The following is a 15,145-nucleotide window of genomic DNA, read 5'->3' as shown; positions in this document are numbered from 1 at the left end:
GTGGATGGACCTTGATGAGCGCCTCGAAGTTCGGTAGTTTCCCAGGTCCACCAGGTCCGATTATGGGCAGTTTTAGAAGCTCAGGGTGGGCGAGTATGTAGGGCCTCCCATAGGGGAAGCGCTTCTCAAACTCCTCGATTCCAACCACCTTATCCGTTGCGTTCAGGTATACCATCATCCTCAGTGCCCCGGGGCCAACTGCAACGACGCGGGTAACGTTGACCGGCACCTTGACAGTTCTCCCTAGGGCGTCGGTTACCTGGACGTACTGAGGAGATGCCGTCACGCTCGGAGATGCCTTGGCTGTGGTGGGAGAGTTGCTGGAAACGTTACTTGAACCTATGCACCCACTGACAGCCACCACCATCGCTATGAGAAAGATTGCAAAGAACCTCCTCAATTCAATCCCCACCTTTAAACTCCACTATCCCCCTACCAATCACACCGAGGTACCTCTCTCCAGCACAGCGGAGGCATAGGGGTTTCCCTTCCACATAAACCGCCCTGGTGCCCATGACCAGTTCACCACACTTAGAACAGCGCACGCTCTCGAATATGGGGGCCTGCTCTATTGGTGGCACGTTAACGTGCTCTACTTTAAACTCATCCTTTGGCATGTGTAGTATCCTGTGGGCAGCTTCTTCCCAAAGCTCCCAGAGCCTTGTCTTCTCCTCAGGTGTTCCTTTCCTCTCCCTGACGACTTTGTTAAAAAGCTCGGTCGCCCCGGGAGGGTAGTACTTCTCCAGTTTTTCTGCGTCTGCATAGACCCTGACGCCCTCCCAGGTCGAGCGCTTCACGAGGGTTAAAGCCGTCTTCCCTAGGTCGAGGTAGATGAGCGAATTGTTGCCCAGGGTGCAACCGGTGGTAACCTGCACGCCGTCGGCGAAGCAACTGTTGTTCTCTACTATCGCGAGAATGCTCTCATCAACGCTGCCTGAGTAGTCGAGCCTGCCGACGCCCAGTTCGTCCATTGCGACCAGTGAAGCCCTTATCCCAAGTGCGAGGTACGGGCAAACGTGCCCATGAAACTCCCTCGCATATTCAAGCACTCCCTCTGCGTCCCTCCCCTCCACAAGCCGGTTGAGGTTGAGCATGGTATCACCAGACAAAGAAAGAGTAACACAATTTTTAACCTTTTCTCTTTTATCGTGTTATGAACCAAGGGTTTCAAACATCAACTTGAAAAAAGGGGACAATCCCCAACAGATCTTCAGATGTTAAACCAGCTCCCTTCCTGTCCCGGTCATGACGAGTTTGCCGTGCTTCACGCCCTTCAGGCTCAGGAGCCTGTCCGCTATCTCCTTTATCCTGCTCGCCTTGCCCTTGACGATAACGACCTCAAGGCAGTTGTGCTTGTCCATGTGAACATGGATACTCGAGATTATCTCCCCTAAGTACTCATGCTGTAAATCTAGGAGTTCTTTGACAACCTCCGCCTCGTCGTGGTTGTAAAGCATAGTTATTGTCCCGGCAATCTCGGAGTCGCCAGTTTCCCACTCGTGCCGCACTATGAAGTCGCGCATCATGTCCCTTATGGCCTCACTTCTATTGACGTAGCCCTTCTCCTCGATGATCTTGTCAAACTTCCCAAGCAGCTCCTCTGGAACCGAAACACCAAACCTGATAATCCCCACTTTGGATCACCCGCAGGTTGACTACCCACTTTTGGGCTTAAGTATTTTTAAAGTGTTATGTTTATGCCACTTTGGTGATACCATGCACGAGTGGGCACTGGCGGATGCCATAGTTAGAACCGTCCTTGACTACGCCAACAGAGAGGGAGCGAAGCGCGTCAAGGCGGTCAAGGTAGTCCTTGGGGAACTGCAGGACGTTGATGAGGAGATAGTGAAGTTCGCGATGGAACAGCTTTTCTCTGGCACGATTGCAGAGGGAGCGAAGATAGAGTTCATTGGGGAGGAAGCTGTCTTCAGGTGCCGGAACTGCGGCTATGAATGGAAGCTCAGGGAAGTTAAGAACAGGTTCGACGAGCGCCTGAGGGAGGACATGCACTTCATTCCAGAGGTTGTTCACGCCTTTTTGGCCTGCCCAAAATGTGGAAGTCATGACTTCGAGATCGTCAAAGGCAGGGGCGTTTACGTCGCCGGAATAATGATTGAGAAGGGGGGAGATGCATGATGGCTGGAATAGACCCGCGCGAGATAGCGATTAACGCGAGGCTTGAGGATGTAAAGAGGATCATCCCTGTCGTCAGCGGGAAGGGTGGCGTTGGAAAGTCGCTCGTTTCAACAACCCTCGCGCTGGCTTTAGCAGGGAAAGGCTACAGGGTCGGCCTCCTTGACCTCGACTTTCACGGGGCGAGCGACCATGTGATTCTAGGTTTTGAGCCGAGGGAGTTCCCTGAGGAGGATAAAGGCGTCGTTCCACATACCATCCATGGGATCAAGTTCATGACGATTGCTTACTACACCGAGGATAGGCCAACACCTCTCCGCGGGAAGGAGATAAGTGATGCCCTCATCGAACTACTCACTATAACCCGCTGGGACGAGCTTGACTACCTCATCATAGACATGCCCCCGGGTTTAGGTGACCAGCTTTTGGACGTCCTCCGCTTCCTTAAGCGCGGTGAGTTCCTCGTTGTCGCGACACCCTCAAAGCTCGCACTCAACGTGGTTAGAAAGCTCGTCCAGCTCCTCATTGAAGAGAAACACAAGGTTCTCGGAATCGTGGAGAACATGAAACTCCTTTCAGAGCAACTCGACGAGGAGAAGAACGTTGAGTCTTTGGCTAGGGAGTTTGGAACCCAGTACCTCGGAGGGATACCATTCTATCCAGACCTTGACTCAAAGATTGGAAACGTAGAGGGGCTCATGAAGACCGAGTTCGCAGGTAGAATAAAGAAGATAGCGGGGAAGCTTTGATTCCCTTTCCTTTTTGAGGTGTCTTCAATGAGCGCCCTCGAGGAAGTTTTTGAAGGGAAAAAGAGAATCGTAATCTGCGGCATCGGCAACGACATCAGGGGAGATGATGCATTCGGCGTTCTTGTTGCCGGGAGACTCAATGAACTCCTGGACAATCCCAACATTCTCGTGATAAACTGCGGCGAGGTTCCTGAGAACTACACCGGAAAGATAAGGGACTTCCTGCCCGATCTGGTGGTCTTCGTTGATGCAGTTGGCTTCAACGGGGAGGTGGGGGAGTATATCATTGCAGACCCGGAGGGAACGATTGGGGAGGCAGTATCAACCCACGGGCTCCCGCTGAAGTTTGTAACCCGGTTCATGAAGACGATGATCAATACAGATTTTATTCTGATAGGCTGCCAGCCAGGTTCAACCGGCCTCTTCGAGGAGCCGAGCGAGCTGATAAAGGAAAAGGCGGAGAGGCTCGCGGGGCTTTTGGCTGGAATTTTGAAAACTACGTAGAAGAGAGGTTTAACTTTCCCGAATCCCTTTAATCCTCCTCAAATCTTCCCGCGTGTTCACATTGAAGAGGCTCTCTTTCCAGCTCTCTGGAAAGTCCTCGATTTCAATGTAGCAGGCGTCGCTATCCCTCACCGCTCGGTTTATGGCGTACTGTTCCGTCTTAATTTTCTCTTCCAGGAGACTCCTGAACCTCCTGGAATATGCCGCATGGAGCGGTTCAAGGTAGCCGTTGCTCCACCGAGGCACGCAGGCGGGCTTCCTGACAAGCCTAAAACGCTCGACTATGAAGTCAATAAACCCGGGCACGAGGAGAGGCATGTCGCCGGCGACAACGAAGGCATCGCCGAGCGATAAAGCGGTGTAGATACCCCCAATCGGGCCAATGAGGAGTTCGTCAACAATGACCTCATAGCCAAGGGGTCTGAGCTTCCCCACGTTCTCTGGGGAGGCGACTATGACGACCTCATCTATTGAACCCGCCCCTTCGAGCCTTTCGATTGTATGGATTATTAAAGGCTTTCCGGAGATTTTAAAGAGGAGTTTATCCCCTCCGAAGCGCTTTCCCTTTCCACCGGCCAGGACGGCACCTATCATTCCCTGTCCTCCCTATCAACTGGAATGTACTCGATAGTGCTGAGATACTGGACGTGCTTCATAACCGTCTTCGGATTGAGCATTTCCTCTTTAAGCCACTCGAAGTAGCCGTCCCTGTCGTAGGCTATCTCGTAGTTCACAAAGACGTCCAGATAGCCAGAGTGGAAGTTCTCGGCTTCTTCCCTCGTATACAGCTCGAAGGAGACGTGGTAGCCGTACTTCTCCTCTATTGGGTCCCTGATGTTCTCAACAAAGTCTGCCATGCGGTTCATCTTGACGGGATCGTAGGGCTTGTCGATTATAACTACCACGTCTATCTCCGGGAAGTTTGGGTCGTGGAGATGCCTTCCGTAGAATACTACAGAGAGCAGGTTGTTACCATAGAAATCCTCTACCCTTTTTATTAGTTCTTCCTTCGCCTTTCTCAGCGTTTCGGCGTCCATTCCTTCCCCCCCAGAAAAGTTTTGGAAAGCAAGAATCAATCGAAGGTTGGCTGGTAGCGGTACTCGATGTGAAGCTTGCTCTCGGAGTCAAGCTTCTCGGCTGCGGTAATCAGGGTTTGCCTGTCCACCCAGGGCAGTTCCTCCAGCGGGAGCTTCATGATATCCTGTGGTTCTATATCGAACTTCCCCTCATTTTCCTCGATCCCAAGGGCCTTCTTGAGGAGCTTTACGGCCTCCTCGCTCAGCTCCCCCTCTTCCTCTATGATGATCATGTCACCTGCGAAGTGACCAGTTATCCTAGCTGAGTACTCAGGGTAGTCCTCAAACCTGAACCTGTAGAGCTTCCAGGGCACTTCAGACACCCGCCGTCACGGGATATTTCTCCTTGAGTGCCTCCCCCCACTCATGGTACTCCTTCACCATACGCCAGAACTCGTTTTCAAGAAAGCGCATGGCAACCTGCACTCTAGAGTCCTTCTCCATGAGGAAGTAGCCGGTAACTAGATCGTGGAGCTTCTCCTCGGGGCTGTCTGGAGCTTCCTCGTAGGCTCTCCCTACAAGCTCGATGAAGTCATTCAACACCGCGTCCCTGTCGTAGTAACCGACCACCCTTCTTAACTCCTCCCTTAGCGTTAGCCAGTAGCGCAGGGGTATCGGCCTGTCGGGTATCTTGAACTTTATCTCGTTCTCTTTACTTGACTCCACTTCGGGTGGAAGGGCTACCCAGTATTCCCCTTTCATCTTTTTCTCCTTGATGCCAAGGAGTTGCGCGATGCCGTAGAGTATTTCCTCCGGGCTGGGTGGGCAGCCGGGAATGTACATGTCTATTGGAACAATCATCTCCGGTCCGCCGCTCCTCAGTCTGTCCCTTCCACGTTGAGGAGAGGTATTGTATAGGGCGTAGCTGTTGTAGAAGATGCCCCCACTTGAGGCACAGGTTCCTATAGCCACTACTATTCTCGGCTTTGGAGGCATGGCCTCGTAGGCTTTCTTTATCATTATTCTCGTCTGCCTCGTGAGAGGCCCTGTGATGAAGAGCACGTCCGCGTGCCTTGGATTGGGCACCACTTTGACACCGAGTCTCTCAACATCATAGTACGGGCTGAGGACGTCTAGGACTTCAATGTCGCAACCGTTGCACGAGCCGGCATCAACGTGGTAGACCCAGACGGACTTAAGTCTTTGCTTTCCCATCACTCCTCACCCCCTTTATCGTCCTCTACCTTCTTTTTCACAAGCATGAACGCTGGATAGACATTGCCCTCTGTTTCCCTGAGCTTGACGACTGTCCTGCGCATTTTCTCCTCCTGTGTCAGGGTTATCCTATCCTCTAGAGAATACATGTCAAAGACGTCTTTAGGCAGGATGTTTCTGACGTACTCAATCTGCCTCTCGGTGAAGTCGAGATACTCGCCGCACTCTTCGCAGTAGGCTAACTTATGCTCGACGACCTCGACCAAGTCCTCCTTATTGTCGGTCGCTACCTCAAAGCGTGTTGTTGGCTCCATCGCTCCGGTCGGGCAGACCTCGATACAGCGGGCACACCTAATGCAGCGGGCCGCGTTATAGGTGAGCCTCTTTACGCCGTGCTCCTTGTCCCACTCCATTATGAGCGCATCAGGTGGGCAGACATTGACGCAGGCGCCGCAGCCTATGCATTTCTCCGGGTTGATGTGGGGGATCCCCCTGTACTCAGGGGGCTTCTCGATGTCAATAAAGGGATAGGGGGTGGTAACAGGGGCCTTCTTACTGAATTTCTCGGCCTCGTAGCGGTTCCACTTCTTGAGCTTCTCGGTGTAGGAAACGCTCTCGGCCATCAGAACACCCCCCTGTATTTGATTGATAACTCGTTGAATTCTGCCTCTGTGAGAACCTTTATCTTGCCGGTGTTCATGTCGACGAACTGTACCCTCTCGGTACAGGAGTAGCATGGATCTATGCTTGCAATGATCAGCGGCGCGTCAGCGACGTGGTAACCCTTGAGCATCTCTGGAACTGCGGGCAGGTTGTTGTAGGTAGGAGCGCGAACCTTCCAACGGTAGACCTTATTCTTCTCTCCGGTCATGACGTAGTGAACGACTTCACCGCGATGGGCTTCGGTGAATCCGAGGGCTTCCTCGTACTCTGGTAGCTTTCCGATCGGAACCATTATATCGCCATCTGGCATCTGATCGATGAGCTGCTCCACGATCCAGAGACTCTCAAAGAGTTCGTCCATCCTGACGAGAACCCTCGCGAGAACGTCGCCCTCTTTGTAGACCGGAACCTTGAAGTCAACTTCGTCATAGGCCGTAGCGGTTCTCGTTGCTTGGTCAAGCCTCGCGTCGATCTTCCTTCCGCTGGCCCTGGCCGTTGGCCCCAAGACGGAGTAAGCCTTGGCGACCTTATAGGGGAGTATTCCAACGCCCTCAGCGCGTTTGATAAAGGTGTTTGTGTTCAGTGCTATATCAAGGAAGGTCTGAGTTCCCTCACGTATCTGTTTCACCGTCTTGAGGACGTCCTCTTTTCTGTAATCAAGTAAGTCCCTCCTGACGCCACCAACTATGTTCATTCCGTACTGCTTTCTGTTTCCTGTGAGTCTCTCAACGAGCCACATAACCGGCTCCCTGATGCGCCATGCGTGCATGAATCCGGTGTCATAACCCACCATATGAGCTGCGATGCCAACCCAGAGGAGGTGGTTGTGAATCCTCTCGAGCTCGAGCATCAGCGTTCTGATATACCTTGCTCTGTCGGGGATTTCCACGTCGGCCAAACGCTCAACGGCCATCGCGTAGCTGACGGAGTGTTGATAACCGCAGATACCGCATATCCTCTCGGCAAGGAAAAGCACCTGGTTGTACGTGAGTCTTCCTTCGCCGGTCTTCTCTATTCCCCTGTGTGAGTAGAAGCCACGGTAGTCTACATCGACGATTTCCTCGCCCCTGACAAACAGCCTGAAGTGAGCCGGCTCCTCTATACCCATATGGGCGGGACCCATTGGAACCAGCGTCGTGTCCTCCGGTGTTTTCCGGTACTCCGTCGTAGGTTCAGTAATCGGGGAATGTCTGTAATCCATGTCCTTTCTAAGCGGGTAGACACCATCCGGAAAGTCTTCTGGCAGTATTAGCCTCTTTGGGTCCGGATGGTTCGTGGGTTTGAATCCAAGCAGGTCCTTGACTTCCCTCTCAATCCACAAGGCGGCTGGAAGGTTTTTGGCTACGCTTGGAAAGCTCGGGTCATCACCAGGTAGATAAGCCCTTAGGAACACCCAATAGTTCTTGTCCATGTTGAGGGGTTCAACTTGGACACTTATGAAGGGCATGTAGACAAAGTGACCGTTAAGGGGCCTCTCGTCAGTTCCAACTGCGGTCGACATGTGCGTCTCCTTGTACTTCGGGTGGTTGTGCCACCAGAGGACTGCATCAGGAAGCACTTCCCTGTCTATTGCGAACATGTACTGCCCGTAGGTCATTCTCTTGCAGCTTGCTATGTGCTCCTTAAAGGCCTCGTAAAAGTCCCTGAGGCCCTCTCTTTCCGAGAGTATAGCATCAACATTAGCCTTTGCACAGCGGCCGTTCTCGCAGGCCCTGCACTCAAACTCAAAGTGCGCCTCTAAATCTTTTGTAGTAGTCACCATATTCACCACCCCATGAACGCCATTGCGAGTATTATCAGTCCCGCGAAGAAGGCGCGGGTGTTCATCTTGACCACGTGGTCTATCCTGAGCCTCGCGTTCGTTGCCTCAAGCGCCGCTATGATCGGATAGAACGCCACAGTCAGGATGAACTGAAGAGCCAGGACAAGTGCTGCCTTCCCTGACGTTTCTATCGGCCCTATCCATGGAAGCGTTAACAGGCTGATGAAGAACCACAGCAGAGCAAAGCGTTTGATGTATATTGCGTAGTAAAAGACTCCTAAAAGCCTTCCGCTGTATTCGCTGAGGGGGCCACCTATGACTTCCTGCTCGGCCTCGGCTATGTCAAAGGGAACGAAACCGCTCTCGACATAAAGAGCATACGCGAGCAACATGTAGGTCAGCACCAGTGAGGGGGTGAGATGAAGTCCCGTTAGTATGGTGTAAAGGTTGAGCGAGCCAGAGTTGTAAGCCAGGACCCCGTAGAGTATTGCTATCAGTGGCTCGACGGTGAGGATTATCTGCATTTCCCTCGCCGAGCCGAGGTGGCTGAAGGCGTTCTGGACGGCCAGTCCGGCGAGCATCAGGAAGACGCTGACTAGGACTACAACGTAGAAGAATACCACTAGATTAAATCCGAAGTCCACTGGAACCACACTGCCGTAGGGAAGGAGTAAAGCGGCGCTGATAGCCGATGCCAGCGCGAGGTAGGGTGCCCAAGTGAAGAGTGCCCTTTTAGTGGGTTTGACTGAGGGCATGCTGAACAGCTTCTTGAGGTCATACCAGGTCTGGCTGAGCGGCGGCCCGCGCCTGTACTGAAGCCTAGCTTTTACCCTTCTCGCTATACCCTCTAAGTAAGGCGGGAGGAGCAGCATTATGATGATGCCAGCAAGGCTGAATCCAAGTTTTACGGCGGTTTCCATCTTCCTCACCTCACAGTACCATTAGTATACCTATCACTGCCCCCACAATTACTAGGGCCAGGATAACGAAGGTTCCAAGCCTAACCCCGGGTAGTACGTCGCAGGCTATTCTGAGGAATCTGACTAGCGGTTTGAAGGCTTCTTCGTCTCCATAGAGCACTTCGTTCTTCCGTAGATCTGAGACACTTTTGATCCCGGTGTAAGGTGTGTCGACTATCTTAACGAAGTAGCTAGCCATCCACATGTAGCCTCTCACCGTGTAGTGGACTATACCACTGCCTATCATGTAGAACCAGTCCATGAACCTGTAGAACGACTCAACTTTCTCCTCGAATTTGACGTAGAAACCCTCTGCGTTTACATGGTACTCATCAGGATCGAAGTCCGTTGTACCGCAGTCCCATGGCCGTGCTTCCTTGCCGTAACTTGGTTTAAATGTCAAGTAGAAGCCGAACACTAGGATGCCGAGGAGTACCACAAAGAGCACCGGGCTGAAGAGCACCGATCCAAAGCCTATCTTGTAGAGGTTGTGGGGAATGTCAGCTACTAGACCATTGTTGACGGTTCCAACTGCCCCGTTGAGGAAGTTGACGAATAATCCCGGGAAGATGCCTATAAAGAGCGTCAATCCGGCCAGTATCCACTCACCAAGTTGCATACTTCCTGGAACCTCTTTGACCTCTTTGACGTCCTTGTACTTCTTCTTTTCACCGCCGAACTGGGCCCCGTAGAACTTTATGAACGAGGCGAGGGTAACGGCACTTATAACCACCGCTAGGACCGCTCCAAAGGCTAGGAAGAGGTTCCTTGACTGATAACCGGCTACGTAGATGAGCCACTTGCTTATGAATCCGTTGAACGGGGGAACACCGGCTATTGCTAGCGATGAAAACAGTGTTGCTAGGGCTGTAACGCGCATCTTAATCCCCAGACCACCCAGCTCGTTGAGGTTTATTGTGCCCGTGGCATACTCAACAGCACCTGCCTCGAGGAAGAGTGAACCTTTGAAGACGGCGTGATTAATGGCGTGGAAGAGGCCAGCGAACATTCCAAGGGCACCGATAGCTGCCAGTGTACCACCTCTTGGAATCAGAGCCATGCCTATACCTATCCCAAGCCAGATGTAACCCATCTGGCCAACGCTGTGGTAGGCAAGTAGCCTCTTGGAGTTGGTCTCCCTGAGGGCATAGAGCGTTCCTATTGTAAGCGTTGCCGCACCGAGGAGAACCACGAGGTAACCGAGGTTTGCATTGTGTCCCACGATCTGCCAGTCAAACCTGAGGAGTCCGTAGACCGCAGTCTTTATCATTATGCCACTGAGTAGGGCCGAGGCGTTGCTAGGTGCCGCTGGGTGGGCATCTGGAAGCCAGAAGTGCAGGGGAACGATGCCCGACTTAGATATGAACACGCTGAGGGTCAGTGCGTAGAACAGGAGCCTGGTGGGAGTTGGTGCACTCATGAGGGCTGTATGTATGGCAGAGTAGCTTAGGTTGTGTATGCTACCAGTCAGGACTGAGGCAATGCCAAGGAGCATGAAGAGAGGTATCGTGTCGGCGAAGTGCATCGTCAGGTAGTATTTGAAGCTGGCGTCCAGGTCCTTCTTATCCTCCTTCCAGAATATCAGGATGAATGAGCTGAGGGTCATAAGCTCCCAGCTTGTAACGAAATACTCGAGGTTGCTGACCGTCACGACAAGGGCCATTGAGGCTATGAACGTATTGTAAGCTATCGCGTAGACCCAGCCCTTGCCCCTTCTCTTATGGTGATCCATATAGGATATTGAGAATATCGCCGAGCCAAGACTGACTATTCCGACTATAAAGAGGAAGACCGCGGATAAGCCGTCTATGTGAACGGGCACTCCGAAGACACTACCAGTTACTGGACCATTAGTGTAAACTTCATAGACCTGTCCAAGCAGGAGGGTTGCACCCACCGCCGCCATTAGGCTTGAGGCCTTTGTGGAAGCCTTGTATTCCACAAGGAATCCGAGGAGACCACCAATGATGAAGGCCCAGATAGCGTATTCGAGGATCAACATCTCATATCACCCCATAAACCCCACGTTTGTCACAATGTTGATAGTAATCCAAGGCGTAACTGTGCCTATCAGTATCAGTGCCACCATTATGGCGGCCGTGAGCTTTGGAGTGTGAACCTCACTAACGGGGGCTGGCTCTCCAAAGAAGATGTCCCTGAACCAGACTATAGTTACTATGAGAAACACTGCGCCGTCAATGAGCACGATGGCTGGGAAGAGCCAAGATGCCACGCCAGTTGCGTGGTGTGTGACCATGACAACGAAGATCTTGCTGAAAAACAGTCCCAAGGGCAAAACACCGGCGAGACCGAAGAAGCTGAGGAACCATCCTATAGCTCCCCATGGGACACTGTGTCTTATGCCCTTCAGCTCGTCGAAGTTTGTGGTCCCTAGCGAGTATGCAAAGGCACCGACGCTCATGAATGCTAAGGCCTTGACGAAGGCATGGTTGACGACCTGGTAGAGGGCTATCTGAAGGCCCGCCTGGTGACCAAGTAGAGCGTACGTGAGGGTAAGGTATGCGGTTCCAACCTGTGCCATGGTCGAGTAGGAGAGTAGCTTTCTACCATCTCTCTGTATTGGGTAGTAAACCATCATTAAGATTATCAGTGCCACCGTGAGCAGTCCAAGGAGCCAGAACTCGTTCTTGCCGGGGTTCATGTACTGTATGACCCTGAAGAGCATGTAGCTACCCAAAGGGACTATTGAGGCTGAATGGACGTAGGCTGAGGTTGGAACTGGTCCCGTCGTTGAGTCCGGGAGCCAGGAGTAGAAGAACAGCTGAGAGCTCATGGCGAGGGCCGCAAAGATAAGCAGAACGAACGTGGTATCCTTAGTGGACTGAGCCACTGACCCCATCTTGGCCAGTTCTTGGCCGTTTCCGAGAACTGCGGTGGCGATCACCATAAGGAAGACCGCTAGGTTAAGGACTAGGAAGCCTTTGAGGGCTTTGCTACTGGCGTTTCCGTAGAAGTTCACCATATAGAGAAGCGCTATGGCCATAAGCTCGAGGGCCACTATAAACTGAACTAGATTGGTTGAGTATATGAAGATCATCGTTGCTCCAGTTAGGAGGCCAAAGAGTGAGTAGAACTTGCCCTTTCCAGTCTCAACTGGATGCGCCCTGTTTCTGGGTCCTATGTAATCTGCCGCATAGAGGACGACCAGGAACGCTATCAGCAGCGATGTGAAGCCCATGAGAACGGAGGCAACGTCCACGTTGAACCCGAAGATCTCTCCAAGGGTTCCCCCACTTGCATAGGTGTAGTGGTAAACCTTCTCTGCTCCATTCCTGAAGAATAGGTATGTTCCATAGCTATTGATGAGTAGAGCTATCCCCATGATGGTCCCGGCAACTGAATCCGCACCCTTGCCTTCCATTTTATAGATTAACAGAAGGAGAAAAGGCAGGAGGGCCGATGACAAGAAGATAATGCTTTCGTCCACGCTCCATCACCCCTTTAGTCAGTTTAGTTTTCTTCGCAAAAATTAAGTCAGAGGATTATGTAAGCCTCCTCTTCGCCCTCCCCTTTCTCGGCCGAACCCTTCAGGTTCGCTACTACCTTTCCTTCCCTGTTCCAGAGTACCTCGTTTATATCGCCGTACTTGAGTGCTTCAGTTGGACACGCTGAAACACACGCGGGAAGAAGGCCCTCCTCCCTCCTATCTGCGCAGAGGTCGCACTTGTCCATGATCTTGTTCTCCTCGTCGAGCTTTGGTATTCCAAACGGACAAGCAACGGCGCACATGAGACAGCCGATACAGCTGAGCGGGTTGAATGCAACCGCGCCATCCTCGTCCCTAAAGAGGGCTCCGGTGGGGCAGACGTTGAGGCAGGGCGCCTTCTCACAGTGGCGACAGTTGAAGGGTACAGTGAAGAGGTCAGGGAACTCAAAGATCTTAATGCGCGCCTCACCATGGGTCATTTCACAGGCCACTTCACAGGCTTTACAACCAATGCAACGGTTGTAGTCCAGGAAAATCTTCTTGTGGGCCATCTCAACCACCTCACTCCTCCACCTTCTCAACCTTGGCGGCGACCGCCTTCAGCTCAGCCATCTTTGTCTTTTCGTGTATCTCATCCAGTGTGAGGAAGTTATTGTCCCAGTGGTTGGGTATTGCTATGACACCCTCCCTGACATGGTTTGTAACCTCAGCTCTCACGAGAATGCTTCCGCGCCTGGTTGAGACCTTCACGAGGTCATCAGTTTTTATCCCAAGGGTTCTGGCGTCCTTTGGATTTACCATAAGGTACTCCTCTGGCCAGCGCTTCTCAAGGCTCGGGCTCTCACCACTCATCGTGAGGGTGTGCCAGTGGCCGACCAGCCTAAAGTTGGTCAACCAGAACGGATACTCACTGTCAGGTATCTCAGGTGGTTCACGCCATTCAACTGGCTGGAGATGAGCCTTTCCATCGGCCGTCTTGAAGCCCTTTTTGAAGAGAATCTTCGTCCCTTCACCCGGTTCACTGCACGGGAAGAAGCACCCCTCGAGATGCTCCGCCAAGTATTCAGGAGTTGCACCCTTGAATACTGGTATGACACTGTTTATCTCCCTGAGGATTTCATCCGGGTGGCTATACTTAAAGAACTCACCGAAGTCGAGCTCCTTGGCGAGCTCAACGATGATGAGCCAGTCGGGTTTTGCCTCTCCCGGCGCTTCAGCGGCTTTGTAGCTTCTCTGTACTCTTCTTTCGGCGCTTATGGCTGTTCCAGTCTTTTCAAACCATGCGGCCGCGGGCAGAACTATGTCGGCGTACATGGCAGTGTCAGTTAGGAATATGTCCTGGACAACGAGGAAGTCGAGCTTCCTGAGCTGCTCACGAACCCAACCGCTGTTCGGAGCGGACTTGGCTATGTTCCCGGCAACCATGTACATCATGCGTATCTTGTTGCCCATCTCCCGTATCATGGTCGTGAGGTCAAAGCCGACCCAGTCAGGAATCGGGAATCCCCAGAGTCTCTCAAGCTCGGCCCTTGAAGCTTCATCGGTAACGAGCTTTCCGGTGGGGAGCTTGTTTGGAGCTATGCCGGTCATGGCAGAGCAGAATCCACACTGCGCTCCGGGGAAGACACCGCTCCAGACACCTTCCTTACCTATGTTGCCGGTTATTGCAATTAGATCAGCTATGGCTAGTGAGAGGTTGAATCCATTTATATGCTGGTTGACACCCTCACTGACAAGAAAAGCCGTCCTCTTACCCGCTATAAGTCCCGCGGCCTTTCGTATATCGTCAGCTGAAACACCACTTATCTTTTCAGCCCACTCTGGTGTGTAATCCTTAACTGATTCTCTGAGCTTATCAAAGCCCGTTGTTTTCTCCTGGACGAACTCCTTATCGTAAATCTCCTCGTTTATTACGACGTTTAACATGGCAAGGGCGACCGCGAGGTCAGTTCCAGGATAGGGCTTGAGGTGGAGTGAGGCGTACTTGTGTCCCCTTGTTGAGCGCGGATCCACGACAATCATCTCGACACCGTTGTCGATGATAGCTTTCTCAATGTACTGACCAAAGAGTACGGGAGCCGTTTCAGCAGGGTTGTGGCCCCAGACGACTATCATCTCAGCCTTGGCAAGGTCTTCAAAGGGATTTGTAGCGGCTGAACTTCCAAAAACAGCTGTCCTAGCGGGGCTGTTTGAATACTGACAATATCTTCCAGGGAAGTCAAGGTGGTTGGTCCCTATCGCCTTGGAAAGCTTGTGGATGAGGTAGTTCTCCTCGAGGGTTATCTTCTCGCTGCTCAGGAAGGCTATTGCCTCCGGACCGTAGGTTTCCTTGATCTCTTTTATCCGTTCGGTAATTATCCCGTAAGCCTCTTCCCAGCTGATCTCTTCAAATTTCCCTTCGCCCTTTTCTCCAACGCGCTTGAGGGGTTTCTTAAGTCTCTGGGGACTGTTTATAAACTGGTATGAGGCAACCCCCTTAGGGCAGAGCTTTCCCCTGTTTGTTATTGTCGGATGGTCGTAGTCGAATTCCACCCTTCTGATGTATCCGTTGACACTCACTGCGTAGAAGCGACAGCCTACGGAGCACCATGGGCAGACCACAGGAATCAGTTTCTCTTCCATCAAATACCACCACCGTTTAGTGACTGGTCAGTCATAAAAGATGTGTGGGAATAGTTTATATAGTTTCCCTGAAC

The 15,145-nt window shown here is 52.2% G+C and carries 16 protein-coding genes and 1 pseudogene; 3 read left to right on the top strand and 14 right to left on the bottom strand.

Annotated features, from left to right (window positions below; genetic code table 11):
• From MV421_RS09225 to nikR, 3 genes and pseudogenes are all read right to left on the bottom strand, one after another.
• Positions 1 to 400, bottom strand: a pseudogene (locus MV421_RS09225) (iron ABC transporter substrate-binding protein); the annotation flags it as partial.
• A 1-nt stretch (position 401) separates the two neighbouring features.
• Positions 402 to 1,094, bottom strand: coding sequence for an FmdE family protein (locus MV421_RS09220; protein WP_297418839.1), 693 nt, complete (start codon positions 1,092 to 1,094; stop codon positions 402 to 404).
• Positions 1,095 to 1,217: 123 nt separating this feature from the next.
• On the bottom strand, positions 1,218 to 1,634 hold the full coding sequence (gene nikR / locus MV421_RS09215; RefSeq protein ID WP_297518240.1) for a nickel-responsive transcriptional regulator NikR: 417 nt from the start codon (positions 1,632 to 1,634) through the stop codon (positions 1,218 to 1,220).
• Positions 1,635 to 1,716: 82 nt separating this feature from the next.
• On the opposite strand from nikR, the gene hypA reads away from it, so the two are divergent.
• From hypA to MV421_RS09200, 3 genes are read left to right on the top strand one after another with little or no spacing between them, the layout of a single operon-like run.
• A complete protein-coding gene (gene hypA, locus MV421_RS09210) occupies positions 1,717 to 2,136 on the top strand; it encodes a hydrogenase nickel incorporation protein HypA (RefSeq protein WP_297418835.1) in 420 nt (139 codons plus the stop codon).
• Positions 2,136 to 2,882 (top strand): Mrp/NBP35 family ATP-binding protein, encoded by a 747-nt coding sequence (locus MV421_RS09205; RefSeq protein WP_297418841.1) that lies wholly within the window; start codon positions 2,136 to 2,138, stop codon positions 2,880 to 2,882. Before hypA ends, MV421_RS09205 begins: the two co-directional genes overlap by 1 nt.
• A gap of 27 nt (positions 2,883 to 2,909) precedes the next feature.
• Positions 2,910 to 3,386 (top strand): hydrogenase 3 maturation endopeptidase HyCI, encoded by a 477-nt coding sequence (locus MV421_RS09200; protein WP_297418833.1) that lies wholly within the window; start codon positions 2,910 to 2,912, stop codon positions 3,384 to 3,386.
• 9 nt (positions 3,387 to 3,395) lie between these two features.
• Here the strand turns inward: MV421_RS09200 and mobA are convergent, their stop codons facing one another.
• From mobA to MV421_RS09145, 11 genes are read right to left on the bottom strand one after another with little or no spacing between them, the layout of a single operon-like run.
• Complete coding sequence (gene mobA, locus MV421_RS09195; protein WP_297518237.1) at positions 3,396 to 3,980, bottom strand: molybdenum cofactor guanylyltransferase MobA; 585 nt, start codon at positions 3,978 to 3,980, stop codon at positions 3,396 to 3,398.
• Positions 3,977 to 4,423 (bottom strand): nucleotidyltransferase, encoded by a 447-nt coding sequence (locus tag MV421_RS09190; protein ID WP_297418828.1) that lies wholly within the window; start codon positions 4,421 to 4,423, stop codon positions 3,977 to 3,979. The genes mobA and MV421_RS09190 overlap by 4 nt, the downstream gene beginning before the upstream one ends.
• 35 nt (positions 4,424 to 4,458) lie before the next feature.
• Positions 4,459 to 4,776: a hypothetical protein gene (locus MV421_RS09185; protein WP_297418825.1), complete on the bottom strand. Its 318-nt coding sequence runs from the start codon at positions 4,774 to 4,776 to the stop codon at positions 4,459 to 4,461.
• Position 4,777: 1 nt separating this feature from the next.
• A complete protein-coding gene (locus MV421_RS09180; protein WP_297418822.1) occupies positions 4,778 to 5,617 on the bottom strand; it encodes an NADH-quinone oxidoreductase subunit B family protein in 840 nt (279 codons plus the stop codon).
• Positions 5,617 to 6,240: a 4Fe-4S binding protein gene (locus MV421_RS09175; protein WP_297418820.1), complete on the bottom strand. Its 624-nt coding sequence runs from the start codon at positions 6,238 to 6,240 to the stop codon at positions 5,617 to 5,619. The genes MV421_RS09180 and MV421_RS09175 overlap by 1 nt, the downstream gene beginning before the upstream one ends.
• Complete coding sequence (locus tag MV421_RS09170; protein WP_297503929.1) at positions 6,240 to 8,042, bottom strand: hydrogenase large subunit; 1,803 nt, start codon at positions 8,040 to 8,042, stop codon at positions 6,240 to 6,242. The genes MV421_RS09175 and MV421_RS09170 overlap by 1 nt, the downstream gene beginning before the upstream one ends.
• A 2-nt stretch (positions 8,043 to 8,044) precedes the next feature.
• Positions 8,045 to 8,962 carry an NADH-quinone oxidoreductase subunit H gene (locus MV421_RS09165; protein ID WP_297503926.1) on the bottom strand — a complete coding sequence of 306 codons (918 nt, stop codon included), beginning with the start codon at positions 8,960 to 8,962 and terminating at the stop codon, positions 8,045 to 8,047.
• Between the two features lie 10 nt (positions 8,963 to 8,972).
• Positions 8,973 to 11,003: a proton-conducting transporter membrane subunit gene (locus tag MV421_RS09160; protein ID WP_297503923.1), complete on the bottom strand. Its 2,031-nt coding sequence runs from the start codon at positions 11,001 to 11,003 to the stop codon at positions 8,973 to 8,975.
• A gap of 6 nt (positions 11,004 to 11,009) precedes the next feature.
• Positions 11,010 to 12,449: a proton-conducting transporter membrane subunit gene (locus MV421_RS09155; RefSeq protein WP_297503920.1), complete on the bottom strand. Its 1,440-nt coding sequence runs from the start codon at positions 12,447 to 12,449 to the stop codon at positions 11,010 to 11,012.
• Between the two features lie 47 nt (positions 12,450 to 12,496).
• On the bottom strand, positions 12,497 to 13,000 hold the full coding sequence (locus MV421_RS09150) for a 4Fe-4S dicluster domain-containing protein (RefSeq protein WP_297503916.1): 504 nt from the start codon (positions 12,998 to 13,000) through the stop codon (positions 12,497 to 12,499).
• A gap of 10 nt (positions 13,001 to 13,010) precedes the next feature.
• Positions 13,011 to 15,071: a molybdopterin-dependent oxidoreductase gene (locus tag MV421_RS09145; protein WP_297518234.1), complete on the bottom strand. Its 2,061-nt coding sequence runs from the start codon at positions 15,069 to 15,071 to the stop codon at positions 13,011 to 13,013.
• Between the last annotated feature and the right edge of the window lie 74 nt (positions 15,072 to 15,145).

Source organism: Thermococcus sp. (genome assembly GCF_027023865.1).
Lineage (GTDB): Archaea > Methanobacteriota_B > Thermococci > Thermococcales > Thermococcaceae > Thermococcus.
The sequence above is the reverse complement of the archived record's forward strand: the minus strand, read 5'-3'. Positions and strand labels throughout refer to the sequence as shown.

What these genes read in the sequence shown, in the direction of transcription:
- MV421_RS09220 (WP_297418839.1), bottom strand. Translation starts at nt 1,094, where the DNA reads ATGCTCAACCTCAACCGGCTTGTGGAGGGGAGGGACGCAGAGGGAGTG.
- hypA (WP_297418835.1), top strand. Translation starts at nt 1,717, where the DNA reads ATGCACGAGTGGGCACTGGCGGATGCCATAGTTAGAACCGTCCTTGAC.
- MV421_RS09205 (WP_297418841.1), top strand. Translation starts at nt 2,136, where the DNA reads ATGGCTGGAATAGACCCGCGCGAGATAGCGATTAACGCGAGGCTTGAG.
- MV421_RS09200 (WP_297418833.1), top strand. Translation starts at nt 2,910, where the DNA reads ATGAGCGCCCTCGAGGAAGTTTTTGAAGGGAAAAAGAGAATCGTAATC.
- mobA (WP_297518237.1), bottom strand. Translation starts at nt 3,980, where the DNA reads ATGATAGGTGCCGTCCTGGCCGGTGGAAAGGGAAAGCGCTTCGGAGGG.
- MV421_RS09190 (WP_297418828.1), bottom strand. Translation starts at nt 4,423, where the DNA reads ATGGACGCCGAAACGCTGAGAAAGGCGAAGGAAGAACTAATAAAAAGG.
- MV421_RS09180 (WP_297418822.1), bottom strand. Translation starts at nt 5,617, where the DNA reads ATGGGAAAGCAAAGACTTAAGTCCGTCTGGGTCTACCACGTTGATGCC.
- MV421_RS09175 (WP_297418820.1), bottom strand. Translation starts at nt 6,240, where the DNA reads ATGGCCGAGAGCGTTTCCTACACCGAGAAGCTCAAGAAGTGGAACCGC.
- MV421_RS09170 (WP_297503929.1), bottom strand. Translation starts at nt 8,042, where the DNA reads ATGGTGACTACTACAAAAGATTTAGAGGCGCACTTTGAGTTTGAGTGC.
- MV421_RS09165 (WP_297503926.1), bottom strand. Translation starts at nt 8,962, where the DNA reads ATGGAAACCGCCGTAAAACTTGGATTCAGCCTTGCTGGCATCATCATA.
- MV421_RS09160 (WP_297503923.1), bottom strand. Translation starts at nt 11,003, where the DNA reads ATGTTGATCCTCGAATACGCTATCTGGGCCTTCATCATTGGTGGTCTC.
- MV421_RS09150 (WP_297503916.1), bottom strand. Translation starts at nt 13,000, where the DNA reads ATGGCCCACAAGAAGATTTTCCTGGACTACAACCGTTGCATTGGTTGT.
- MV421_RS09145 (WP_297518234.1), bottom strand. Translation starts at nt 15,071, where the DNA reads ATGGAAGAGAAACTGATTCCTGTGGTCTGCCCATGGTGCTCCGTAGGC.